The 12,446-nt window shown below is 52.6% G+C and carries 12 protein-coding genes; all 12 read left to right on the forward strand.

The features are described 5' to 3' along the window. Nucleotides 1-114: 114 nt before the first annotated feature. The 12 genes from R0140_RS06945 (at nucleotide 115) to tssJ (ending at nucleotide 12,445) form a co-directional block, all read left to right on the forward strand. Nucleotides 115-495, forward strand: coding sequence for a DUF4087 domain-containing protein (locus tag R0140_RS06945; RefSeq protein WP_072023783.1), 381 nt, complete (start codon nucleotides 115-117; stop codon nucleotides 493-495). A 213-nt stretch (nucleotides 496-708) separates the two neighbouring features. Beyond that, nucleotides 709-900, forward strand: coding sequence for a hypothetical protein (locus tag R0140_RS27790; protein ID WP_368473240.1), 192 nt, complete (start codon nucleotides 709-711; stop codon nucleotides 898-900). Between the two features lie 52 nt (nucleotides 901-952). Next, a complete protein-coding gene (locus R0140_RS06950) occupies nucleotides 953-1,396 on the forward strand; it encodes a hypothetical protein (protein WP_317703961.1) in 444 nt (147 codons plus the stop codon). 216 nt (nucleotides 1,397-1,612) lie between these two features. Further along, on the forward strand, nucleotides 1,613-1,912 hold the full coding sequence (locus R0140_RS06955; protein ID WP_317703962.1) for a lysozyme inhibitor LprI family protein: 300 nt from the start codon (nucleotides 1,613-1,615) through the stop codon (nucleotides 1,910-1,912). Between the two features lie 62 nt (nucleotides 1,913-1,974). Further along, complete coding sequence (locus R0140_RS06960) at nucleotides 1,975-2,238, forward strand: PAAR domain-containing protein (RefSeq protein WP_009309568.1); 264 nt, start codon at nucleotides 1,975-1,977, stop codon at nucleotides 2,236-2,238. Nucleotides 2,239-2,240: 2 nt separating this feature from the next. Continuing rightward, nucleotides 2,241-3,449 (forward strand): membrane protein, encoded by a 1,209-nt coding sequence (locus tag R0140_RS06965; RefSeq protein WP_032740193.1) that lies wholly within the window; start codon nucleotides 2,241-2,243, stop codon nucleotides 3,447-3,449. Beyond that, nucleotides 3,442-6,813, forward strand: a complete 3,372-nt coding sequence (locus tag R0140_RS06970) for an ImcF-related family protein (protein WP_317704052.1) — start codon at nucleotides 3,442-3,444, stop codon at nucleotides 6,811-6,813. Before R0140_RS06965 ends, R0140_RS06970 begins: the two co-directional genes overlap by 8 nt. Before the next feature lie 296 nt (nucleotides 6,814-7,109). Further along, nucleotides 7,110-7,307: a hypothetical protein gene (locus R0140_RS06975; RefSeq protein ID WP_317703963.1), complete on the forward strand. Its 198-nt coding sequence runs from the start codon at nucleotides 7,110-7,112 to the stop codon at nucleotides 7,305-7,307. Beyond that, nucleotides 7,304-8,911 carry a type VI secretion system protein TssA gene (tssA, locus tag R0140_RS06980; protein ID WP_070550110.1) on the forward strand — a complete coding sequence of 536 codons (1,608 nt, stop codon included), beginning with the start codon at nucleotides 7,304-7,306 and terminating at the stop codon, nucleotides 8,909-8,911. Before R0140_RS06975 ends, tssA begins: the two co-directional genes overlap by 4 nt. 33 nt (nucleotides 8,912-8,944) lie before the next feature. Further along, nucleotides 8,945-10,714 carry a type VI secretion system baseplate subunit TssF gene (tssF, locus tag R0140_RS06985; protein WP_110185080.1) on the forward strand — a complete coding sequence of 590 codons (1,770 nt, stop codon included), beginning with the start codon at nucleotides 8,945-8,947 and terminating at the stop codon, nucleotides 10,712-10,714. Then, nucleotides 10,678-11,760: a type VI secretion system baseplate subunit TssG gene (gene tssG / locus R0140_RS06990; protein WP_064160750.1), complete on the forward strand. Its 1,083-nt coding sequence runs from the start codon at nucleotides 10,678-10,680 to the stop codon at nucleotides 11,758-11,760. Before tssF ends, tssG begins: the two co-directional genes overlap by 37 nt. A 160-nt stretch (nucleotides 11,761-11,920) precedes the next feature. Further along, a complete protein-coding gene (gene tssJ / locus R0140_RS06995) occupies nucleotides 11,921-12,445 on the forward strand; it encodes a type VI secretion system lipoprotein TssJ (protein ID WP_064160751.1) in 525 nt (174 codons plus the stop codon). The last annotated feature ends 1 nt before the right edge of the window (nucleotide 12,446 follow it).

The following is a 12,446-nucleotide window of genomic DNA, read 5'->3' on the forward strand; positions in this document are numbered from 1 at the left end:
TGTCAGGCTCTATGGTTTTTGCTTTGATGGATTCAAAAATACAATGCTTCAGGTAGATGAAATCAAACATTCTGCGGAAAGTCTTTTAGAACAACTTAATGCAGGAGAGATATCTTGAACAAAAAAATAGCTTTGCTAGTTTTACTAATCGCCCCGTCATTATATGCTAAAGAAAATAGATGTGGATGGTTAGAAAATCCAACCCCAGGAAACTACTGGTTGACGGATAAAGATGGTGACTGGACAATTTCAACCCAAGGAAAAGAAGGACCAAAGGAAATGGAATATTTAGTCGGCTTTCCTTCTAAAGAATTTATTAACACAAATAATAGTTACGGATATGGTTGTGGTTGCATACTATCTGAGGCATCAAAGGAATCAAAAGAAATAACAAGAATATTCAACTTCAAGGCACTCCCTCTTCGCGTATGCAAAACGGACCCATCACTTAGAGAAAAAACAGAAGAAATTGAAAATGTAATGAATGATAATTAGTATTGTTCACATGTGGATAAACTTTTTAGATTCTTACAAAAATCAGAGGTTTTTCATACAAAGAGCCTCAGCATTTCAAATCTTAAAATTATTAGCTGAAATTGGGGTTAAAGGATGAAGATTATATTATTCGCATTACCCATGAGCTTGCCAGTAATTTCATTTGCAAAATTACCACAGGTTTGCAATTGCTCAATGCAATCTCATTCGGATATGATCGATTGCATACAAACCAGCACAAACAAAACAGAGGACTCCATTAAAGAAATTATTACCAAATCTGGTAAGGAGTATTCAATTGATATGGCGTTTTATAATAGTCAACGCAAGTCTTTTTCTGAACGATGCAGCTTATATAACTCGATGGAGGGTCAACGAACATATTTGAGAGAAAACCAATGCTAATGTGATGGTGTAGAGCAACTAAATGATTTTATTAAAACCTATATGAAGACGGTTGATAATTATTAAAATAAACGTAAAACTCTCTTTGGCTATGTTAATTTTAATGGCATCGGCAACATATGCTCAATGTTCTCAAACCAAAGATGTTGATATGCTGGTAACGGCAAGTAAGCTGAAAAACTCTGGCTTTGTCGATGGGCAAACAGGTCGCGGTACTACTGATTTAAATGGTGACGGTAAAAAAGATATCATCGAGCATACGTTTCTGAGTTCAATGCCACCCGGCACTTGTGATCAATCGGACTGTATGTCTAATCTCGACAACTCTCCAACTTTAACATTCGAAATCACAATGCATGATGGAAAATCAATAGATGCAACATATATGTGTACATCCATTGGAATATCAAAAAAATCACACAAAGGGCTAAAAGATATTTTTTGCGGACCTAAGTATATCTTGCGATGGAATGGTGACGAGTATGATACAGAATAAATATTCAAAAGCATTTACATGCCATTGAGTCCTGAATGGGTCTTTTCAATTGTAGAACCAGGCACTTATAGGTAAGTTAAATTACTAGTTCCTCCACTGGATTATTCAAATAAAATGAAGATTAAGAACAAAATACTGACTTTACTTCTAATACTCCCTTGTATTTCACATGCTGCACTAAGCTACTATTCCAAGATTGAAACTGATTGTCGCAAAATGAATCAAGATATAAATAACTCTGTTGTTATGGGTTGTGCCGACCAGGCATCAGACGCCGCAAAGAAAGACATGAAAATTGTTTACCAGAAAATATACAAAATCATTAAAGCGCGTGGAATACCTGACATTACAAGTAAATTCGAGACAGCACAAAAAAACTGGATTGCTTCACGTGAAAATTGGTGTGATATTCAAGGATTTATAATCGGTTCGCCAATGTTCAGCGTATGCTGTATGGACATGAATATTTCAAGAGTGAATGAGTTAAATGACTTACTGGAACAGATTCAGAATTAATATGTCTGGGGACTAGTTACTTTAACCTAATGATAATTATTAACTCGCAGAGGTCCTTATTAATGCTTCAGATTATCCGCAAAGGCGATAAAACTACCCACGGTGGTTCAGTACTGACCGCCTCAGAAACGATGAAATTCGGTGGTATCGGTGTTGCCCGTAAAGGCGACAAAGTGTCCTGCCCGGTTCCGGGACATGGCCCTACAACTATCATAGAAGGCAATTCTGATTATCTTGATCATGGTATCCCGGTTGCCTTTCACGGTCACAAATGTGCCTGTGGTTGCACATTGATCAGTTCATTTGCCGCTGCAAAGGTTGCCTGATTATGCCCGTCTGGCTGGATGCCATCCCTGAAAAGGCTCCTAAGGTAGCGCGTCCCGGCACCGGTCGTTGGCTGCTATTCCTCGCGTTTGTCATGCTGGTGGGCATAGCGCTCACGCTATGGTGCTGGACGTCAGAGCGAACCGGATTTGTCTTCTGGTTCACCGCTCTGGGCCTCCCGTTTTGCACCTGGGGGCTTATTTTCGGCTTACGCCGGTTTGCCTACAAAGCCGAACAGGTGGGGGCCGAGTCCCGTAATGTCGAGCGAGAAGCGCTTATTGACAGTGAAATTCTGCGCGGTCAGCGCTGCGCCTGGATCCTCGGTACGCACATCCATGCTCCGGTTGGAAACAAAGCCGATGACCTGCTGAAGGCAATGAAAGTCGCAGCTCCGGTTATCGACTTCTCTTGCCCACGAGGATGTGACAAACCGGTCAGATACGCGGCATTACCAGAATATCAGACAGATTTAACGAAGGCCCTGAAAGCAGTGGTTAATAAACTGACCACGCGTGTAGAGGGGATAGTTAAGCCGCTTCCGCCCGAGCTGCCATGCTGGCTGATGCTGGACTGTGATAACGATCTGTATCCCCTGATTGAAGAGCAGCTTAAAGCCGAGCTCTCACTCAAGACGGGCAGGATTTTTCGCCTGATGGCCGGAAAAGGGCTGGGGGCGTTTGATGCCTGGCTGGACAAGCGATGGGACACCCCGGGCATTCTGGTTGCCATCACGCTGTCGTTACCGGCGTCTCCCCGGGAAGAAGATGCTGATGCTGTATCAATGGTGGTATTGAGCAACCGCAAAGCCAATGCCTGGCCGGATGCGCTCCGCCTCCATCGCCCCGAAAGGGGAACAGAAACAACGCTCACAAAGACGCTCACCCGGGCGCTGCTCTGGTCGAAGACCCTGCCCAATGAACTCAAAGGAAGCTGGATCTCCGGTCCCACATTGACGTCGGGCAGCGGCTGGAATAATGCCTGCGAAGAGAGCGAAGTGGAATTTAGTCTTTCAGAAGACAATTCCAGTATCGATCCCGTGCTGGGATATACCGGCCATGCTGCTCCATGGCTGGCCATCACGCTTGCTAATGCTGACGTTGAACAACGGGGCCCCCAAGTTATCGCCGCACAACCCGCCGTTGATAAGGACGACATCTGGATCGCTGTCATCACCAAAGAAGAAGTTCGCAAGGAAACGCCTAAGAATGACTAAGGTAAAAGTCAAAACACTCATCGGCTCCGTTGTCACTGTCGCTTTTTTTATGACGGTCATCGTGGCATTTTTGTTATATGCCTTTCCGGAATACGTAGCTTCGGCCACGGGATTCGGTCCCTATGACGGCCAGCGCATACTCACATTCTGCGCCATACTGGTTGCCGCGTTGTTTTTACTCGGCTGGCTGACAGAGAAGGCTTTCGACTTCGCCGGTAAATCCGGGTTGTATTTCCAGTGGGGCCAGAAAAAGGCTGAGAGTATCACTCCGGTGACGAACACCATTCTCAGTGAAGAAGACGACGAACAACCTGTCTTCAGCGAAGAGGCGGTGTCCGAGCACCTGCGCTTTCGCTATGGGCGCCGCTGGCAGCGTAAGGTGCGTCTACTGCTGGTGATGGGTAATCCGGACGACGTCCAGAAAGTGGCCCCGGGCCTGTGTCATGACCTCTGGCAGGAAGGCGACGGCAATGTGCTGATTTATGGCGGTGATGCGCAGTCACTCCCGGATGAGATCTTTCTTGCAAAACTGAAACGCTTGCGATCCGGGCAACCGGTTGATGGCATCATTCAGGTGACGAGTACTTCAGCCCTCCCGACGGATAGCGAACGGGATGCCTTCTTGCGTTGCCGCCAGAAAGCCGACCACCTGTTAGGCTGGCAGGCGCCCGTCTGGCTGTGGCTGACTGATAACGCCAACGGCGCTCAGCAGGGACAGGAAACAGTTGCAACAGGGGTTATTTTCGGGCCGGAAGGCACTATAAAAGAGGCGGATAAGGCATTGACTACGCTGTCTCAGCGCCTGCAAAAAGCCGGTATGGCACAGATACTGAATAATCCGGCTCATAACTGCCTGCTTCAGTTATCTTCCCGTCTGCAATACGAACTGAAAGCCAGTCTGACTGTTTTGCTCAGTGGGTTGATGCAGGGATCTGCGGCCTGGCGTTTACGCGGTGTCATGTTCAGCCCTGAACTGGCCGTTGCCGGAACGGTACCGAACACGCGCCTCGACACACCGACATGGAAAGCCGTCATTGATGACTGTGATGCCGTCAGCGGCAGGAAGCTGGGCTTCAACTGGCTGAAGATGCTGCGGTTAATTCTGCTTTCCCTGATTGTCCTGTGGGGGGCCGGTACACTGCTGTCCCTCGTCGTTAACCGTACCCAGATTTATCAGGCGCAGGAGACGGCCAGGCAGGCAGCGGATACCGCAAAATCCCTGGCTGAACGCCTGCACAACCAGCTCGTACTCCAGCAAGCCATTGCCCGTCTGCAACATCGTGAGGCGACCGGCGCTCCGTGGTACACCCACTTTGGTCTTAATCAGGACAGCGACACGCTGGCCGCACTCTGGCCCCTGTATGCGAAAAACAACGCACAGCTGATGAGGGATGCCACTGCAGAACATCTGAAACAACAACTGAATACCTTTGTGCAACTTCCTCCGGCCAGTGACGCCAGGATGCAGGGAACGCAACGGACCTACGATGTCCTGAAAGCTTACCTGATGATGGCCAGACCGGACAAAGCCGATGAAGGATGGTTGGCGAAAAATGTACTAATAACCTGGCCGAAACGCCAGAATGTGCCGGATGGGACATGGCAGGAAATTGCCCCTAAATTACTGGGTTTTTATGCGCAGAACCTCCCGACACATCCGGAGTGGAAAATTAAGCCTGACGCTGAATTAATCAGTACGGTCCGTCAGATCCTGCTCAAGCAGATTGGCCAGCGGAACGCTGAGGCCGGACTGTACCAGGACATGCTTAAGCGCGTGGCCAGTAACTGGCCTGATTTAACACTTGCTGATATGACCGGTGATACCGATGCTTCAACGGTATTCAGCACTGACGAAATCGTCCCAGGAATGTTTACGCGCCAGGCCTGGGAAGAGCAGGTACAGGATGCAATTAACGAGGTCGTTAAGACACGACGTGATGAAATCGACTGGGTCCTGACGGATAAAACGCACCAGGCAGGAAGTGATATCTCCCCGGAGGCGCTGAAGGCCCGCCTGACAGAACGGTATTTTACCGATTTTGGTAATGCCTGGCTGAACATGGTCAACAGCATTCAGTGGCAGGAAGCCACGTCTCTTTCTGAAGCAATTGCCCAGCTCAGTCTGATCGGCGATGTCCGTCAGTCTCCGCTTGTGGCCTTAATGAATACGCTGGCCTGGCAGGGAAAAACAGGAGAGAAGGGTGAGGCACTGGCTGATTCGATAGTGGATTCAGCGAAAAAACTGGTTGGTCGGAAAAAATATACCCGACAGTTCATTGAGCAGGCGCAGGGGCCGAAAGGTCCACTGGAGGACGTTTTTGGACCACTGACGGGATTCATGGAAGGTAAAGAGGGCACTGGTAGCAACGGTAACCTCAGTTTCCAGTCCTGGCTGGCCCGCGTTACCCAGGTGCGGCTGAAGCTTCAGCAGGTCACCAGCGCCCCGGATCCGCAAGCGATGTCGCAGATGCTGGCACAGACTGTATTCCAGGGTAAAGCCATCGACCTGACGGACACCCGCGATTATGGCAGTCTGGTTGCGGCAAGCCTGGGGCAGGAGTGGAACGGATTTGGTCAGTCGTTGTTTGTGCAACCGCTGGATCTGGCCTGGCGGCAGGTCCTTGCCCCGGCAGCGGGTAGTCTCAATACCCGCTGGCAATCGACCATTGTCGAACAGTGGAATAAGGCCTTTGCGGGGCGGTATCCGTTTAAGGCTACCGGCAGCGATGCCTCCTTGCCGTTACTGGCTCAGTTCCTGCGTAGCGACTCGGGTCGAATCACTACCTTCCTGAAAACTAATCTTGGCGGGATCCTCCACCAGGAGGGAAATCGCTGGGTCGTTGACCCTTCCGCAAGTCAGGGGATGGTTGTCAGTCCGGATTTCCTGCGGGCGATTAATCAGCTGGCAGAGCTGTCTGATATCGTGTTCTCTCAGGGCGATGCAGGTATTCACTTCGAACTGATGGCGCGTCCTTCAAAGGATGTTGCCAGAGTACAACTGACCCTCGATGAGCAGAACCTGGACTACTTCAATCAGATGGAAAGCTGGCAAAGCTTCACCTGGCCGGGGAATAGCTACTATCCAGGCGTATCGTTGAGCTGGCGTAGTGTAAACAGTGGTATGCAACTCTACGCCAATAACCAGGGTAACTGGGGCTTCATTCGCCTGCTGGACAAAGCCCTGCTCACTCCTCTTGATGCCAGCCGGACGCAACTGGTATGGATCACCTCGGATGGCAATCCTCTGAAGTTTGTGATGCGTAGCGAACTTGGCAGTGGTCCTCTTGAATTACTGAAGTTGCAGGGGTTCACGCTGCCCAACGCTATTTTTAATGTTGCCGCTGGCGCAGAAGCGATCCAGTAACGATGGGCGCATTGTTCACCCTTGAAGCTTCTGTCTCCACGGCCATCAGTAAGCAGGAGAAGGGGAACCGTGGATTCTGGCACGCCGTACTGCCGGTGCTGTTCTGGCTTTGCTCGGAGAATAGCGAGTGGGGAAACAGGGAAACCTGTGAGACCCGAACCCAGACGCGTCGGAAAGCATCAGCGCTTCATTCCTCCGGATAAACCCGTGCAAATTTTTGCGGGTGTCCGGGCCGCTTCGGCGCTCAGGCAGGCACCGCGAGCGCCGGAAGCCAGTCATCAAGGGACAGCCTCTCCATGCCACATCAGCGTCTTCGCCCCCATGTCATAAAAGCCCACTGGCAAAGCGACTGGAAGGGCAAACCTACTCAGGGGGAGGAGAAAAGTATGCTGCTGAAATGGAAGCCACTGCAAATCGTCAATGGTAAGGACGACGCTTCTCTGGAAGCGGCCATGAGGTTTATGAAAGAGACTAACAAACGGGAAAAAGAATGAGCTCACCGGAAGATCTGTTAACCGCCTGCGCCACCAGCCAGGAAGAAAGGCAGCGCCTCACCTCCCGGGCAAATGATGCCCTGTTGCTCTGGGATAACTGGCTGCACCCGTTCACCTCCGGGTCTGAAACCGGGGACGATCCCGCATACGATGATAATTTTCTGCTGATGCGTGAAGAGATCAATAAGATATCGGGTACCGATTCAGCACGGTTGTGCGAGCTGGCCCGGAAGTGTCTTTGCGAATGCGCCAAAGACATTCGTGTGGTGACCTGGTATGTTCAGGCCCGACTCAGCCGCGACGGTGAAAAAGGGTTGGCCGAAGGTTTACTGCTGCTTGTCGCAATGCTGACTCGCTACGGGCAGGCATGTCATCCCCAGCGTCCCGTAGCCCGTAAAGCTGCGCTGGAGTGGCTGAACAGTGCAAAAGTGATTGATGCACTGCTGTTATGGCCTGAGGTAGACCGCAATGATGCTGGTCTGACGGCTGGCGCCATTAACCTGCTTCAGTCCGCCGTGGCTGACTGGCCGGAAGCTGAAAAACCGTCTTTTGCAGGTCTCTGTACCGCTCTTGAAAACCGCCTGGCACGTTCCGGTGGCATGGAAGCACTGGTCCCTCAGAACAGCAGCGCCCAGGATCACGGGCGTGAGCCAGCCCATTCGGATTCACCGCAACTGTCAGCCGTGAAGTCGGGCCGCGATCTACTCGACCAGGCAAAATTACTTTCCCGCTGGCTGAGCGAACAACCTCAGGGTTGGCTGGCTTCTCACCGGCTGATAAAGACCGTACGGTGGGATACGGTCAATCAGATCCCCCCACTCGACAGTAGCGGTCGCACCCGCCTGGTACCGCCGAAACCCGAGTATCGCGCTCAACATAAGCGGCTATATCTTCAGAAAAACTGGACCGAACTGGTTGAGCAGGCCAGCCAGATGTATTGCGAAGGGGTCAATCATTTCTGGTTCGATCTTCAGTGGTACCTTTGGCAGGGGCTCAGCCATGCCGGTCAACCCTGGGATACCTGGACAGACTCCGTCCTGTGCGATCTGCGGCTGCTGCTTAAACGCCTCCCGGGCCTGGAAGGTCTGGCATGGAATGACGGTACCCCCTTTGCCGACGAAGTCACCACCGCCTGGATTGCGGAAAAAGTGAATGAAGAAGGCCTGATGTACGGCGATGAACTCGCTACCGTCGTTAATGGTCCGGCTGATGATGTGCTGCTCCTTGAGTCGGAAGCCATGGAAAAGAGCGATACGGAAGGTCCCGAAGCGGCGCTTACCTGGCTCCAGTCCCGACCGGGGATGGACACTCCGCGCCATCGCTGGCTAATACGCCTGCTGATGGCCCGGGTGGCAGAGCAGTATGGCCGAAACGAAATGGCGCTTCATTTGCTTGGCGAACTGACCATCTGTGCGCCACAGCTGACGCTGGGAGATTGGGAACCCGGTCTGTTGTTTGAAATCCATGCCCGTCGCCTGAAACTGCTGCGCCTGAAAGCCGGTCGTAGCGAATCCGATAAAGCCCGTCTGATGCCTGAGATGGAGTCTTTAATTGCCGGGCTTATTGCCATTGACCCGGCCCGTGCCATGGTGCTCTGTGGCTAATGTTCTCTTTAATAATTTTCAGGAATACCGTTCATGGATGATTTAACCCTGCGCTATTACGAAGCGGAAATGCGCTACCTGCGTGAGGCGGGTAAAGAGTTTGCCCGGGCTCATCCGGACCGGGCAGCAATGCTTAATCTTGATAAACCTGGCGCCCGCGATCCCTATGTGGAACGTCTATTCGAAGGCTTTGCCTTCCTGATGGGCCGTCTGCGTGAAAAGCTGGATGATGATCTGCCGGAACTGACCGAAGGGCTGGTGAGTCTGCTGTGGCCGCACTATATGCGGACTATCCCGTCACTGGCCATCGTCGAGTTCTTCCCTGACTGGCGTAGTCTGCGTCAGGCCGAAATGCTGGCGGAAGGCTTCTCCGTTTTGTCACGGCCTGTAGGACCGCATAAAACCGCCTGTCAGTATCGGACGACCCGCGATGTGTCGCTACAACCGCTGCAACTTGCGGAGGCTCGCCTCCATACTGAAACCGATGGCCGGTCAGCTATCCGTCTGCGCTTCGAATGCCCTGAAAAAGTGGACTGGCGTAAAGCCGGGATCGATAAAGTCGCCATTTTTCTTAACGCAGAGAGTCCAGTTAGCTCAGCGCTGCATCTGGCAATGACCCGGCGTGTACATGCCATGTATGCCCGGCATGCAGGGACGCATACTGAACGTCATCAGTTTAATGGTTGGTGCAAACCCATGGGCTTTGACGACAATGATGGCCTGTGGAAGAAAGCCGACACTGCCTTCAGTGGTTACCAGCTTCTGCTGGAGTATTTCAGCTTCCGTCCGAAGTTTATGTTTGTTGAGCTGCGCGGTCTCGACACCATCGGGCTCACTGCGGCCAGCACCTGGTTTGAAATCGACATGGTGCTCAGTGAAGCCTGGTCATCCGATCTGCCTTTTGAGACGGAAAACTTCCGGCTGCACTGTGCACCGGTCATCAATCTCTTTACCCTGGAAGCCGACCCGCTGACGCTTAACCCGCTGGAGAATGAATATCTGCTCAGGCCGCTGCGTCTTCAGGATGGGCACACCGAAATTTACAGCGTCGATAACATCCATGGCGCGGTGAAGAATGGCAAACATCCTTATGTGCCGTTCACCAGCTTTCGGCACCGTGGCGGTATGATGCGCCACGATGCTCCTGAGCGTTATTTCCATACCCGCGTGAAACGCGGTCCCTCTGGCCTGTATGACACCTGGCTAATTCTCGGGGGGCGCTCGTTCGAACTGGAGCAACTGTCCGATAAACCGGAGTCACTTTCGATGCGAATAACCGGCACCAACGGCCAGCTTCCGCGTAAGGCACTGGAAAGCACCCTGCTGGACAGGGTGGTTAAAACCGGCAAGGTGCCCGTCAGGGTCCTGAACGTCACCGCACCGACGATGCCGTTATATCCCCCGGCAAACGACCGTTTTCACTGGCGGGTGATGAGCCACCTCGGTTCAAACTTCCTGAGCATGATGGATAATCCGGAAGTGCTGCGGGGCACGCTAGCGCTCTATGACTGGACCGACGATGAAATGAACCGCCGTCGGCTTGAAGCAATAGTCGCCGTGAAGCACACCCTGATCCGCCGTTTTGAGAAGGGTTTTATGCTCCGGGGCGTGGACATTGAGGTCACGCTGAATAGGGACAATTTTGCAGGCGAGGGCGATGTGAATCTCTTTGGCGAGATGCTGCACCGATTCTTCGCGCTCTATGCCGATATTCACCTCTTTAACCAGCTCACGCTGGTACTGCAACCAACAGGGAAACGACTGAGATGGCGCGAGAATCACAGCCAGCACGTACCGGGCTGACATTAGCTCTTAATAAAGACATCTGGCGGGCCAATTTCTATCGTTTCTGCCAGCTGCTGGAACAGGAAAATCCGGACGCGCCGAAACTGGGCTCCACCAGCCATCCGGGCGACGATCCGGTACGATTCAGACCCTGGCCTGGTATGGGTTTCCCGGTCAGTACCCTGAAGGCGGTTGAGATCGACGAAGACCATCCGACATTTCCCCCAACGGTCCGCACGACATTTCTCGGGGTGTATGGCGTGGACTCTCCTCTGCCGACGTCCTGGCTGGATGATATTGCGCAGAGCCGCGAAGGTCACGAGGCGGCCACCTCGTTTTTGGATATATTCAGCCACCGGATCACCACGCAGTATTACCGGATCTGGCGAAAATACGCCTGGCCGGCCACTTTCGAGGCCGGAGGCCGCGATGCCACCTCTCAGTGTTTGCTGGGGCTGGTGGGACTTGGTATCCCGGGCACGGCGGAACAGGTGGCCACGCCGGTTTCCCGTTTCCTGGCCCTGCTGGGCACTATGCGATTACCCACCCGTAACGCCGAAGGCATTCGGGCCCTGGTGAGCCTGCTGGCACCGAATACCCGGGCAATTATCACCGAACCCGATCCGGTTAAGGTCCATATCGGTAACCGCAGTGGGCTGGGGACCGGAAACCGCATCCGGCTTTCGCAACGTGCCACGCTGGGCAAAACGGCAAAGGAAGCATGCAGCCGGGTACTGGTGACGCTGGAGACAGCGGATCCTGACGAGGCGGAAGGCTGGTTACCCGGTGGTGCCCTCCATACCGATTTGCTGGTCCTGTTGCGTGTCTATCTTGGCTACCGCAGTGACGCCCGACTGCGCCTCACCGTACCCGTGCGGTTGCTGCCTGAGCCCCGCCTTAGCACAGGCAGGCGTATCCAGCTGGGCCGTACCGGTTTGCTGGGTTTGAAAGCGGGCAAGCTCAGCAATAGCCGGGAGAGTCTGACCGTCAGCCTGGGCTGTTATGAAGGGCTACAATGCTCGGTTTTATCTCCCGCTGAAGACGGGCATTACCGCTTCGACTAATCATCAATCAATCATTCATTCTCCCCACAATACTTCTGATTGCAGGAAGGCGGCAAACGCATGAGTCTCCGGGAGCATAGATAACTATGTGACCGGGGCGAGTGTGTGCAGCCAACGCATCAGCAATCAGAAGTAGGGAGGGGGTAAAAGGAGCTTTTGAATGGCAACAATAACCCGCTGGTGGGCGCTGACGCTTATTGCCTGCGGTCTGCTCACAGGCTGCGGTCTGACGCAGACCGTCACGGACGGTACGGTCAGCATCACGAAATCCATCTTCTACAAAAAAATTAAAACGCTGCATCTGGATTTTACCCCGCGCACCGCCATCAACGCCGATGGTGCACAGACGCCGCTGGCGACCATGGTGCGGGTTTATCAGCTCAGGGATCGTAAAGCGGTTGATGCCGCTGATTACCAGACGTTGCTGCGCAGGGCCGATACGGTACTTAAGGACGACGTGCTGGCATCAAAGGAGCTGCTGGTGATGCCCAGTGGCAGCGTGACGCTCAATATGCCTATGGATGAAGAGGCGCAGTTCGTGGCGGTGGCGGGGCTGTTTAACCGACCGGATCAGAAGGACAACCGCTGGTGCCTGGTACTGACCCGTGACGATCTTGACCCGGACAAACCCCGCACTATTGAACTGGGTGATGGCTGGCTTAGTCTTGTACCGATAAAGGAGTGAC

The sequence above is a fragment of the Klebsiella sp. w6 genome (assembly GCF_033100215.1).
In the GTDB taxonomy this organism is placed as follows: Bacteria; Pseudomonadota; Gammaproteobacteria; order Enterobacterales; family Enterobacteriaceae; genus Klebsiella; species Klebsiella variicola.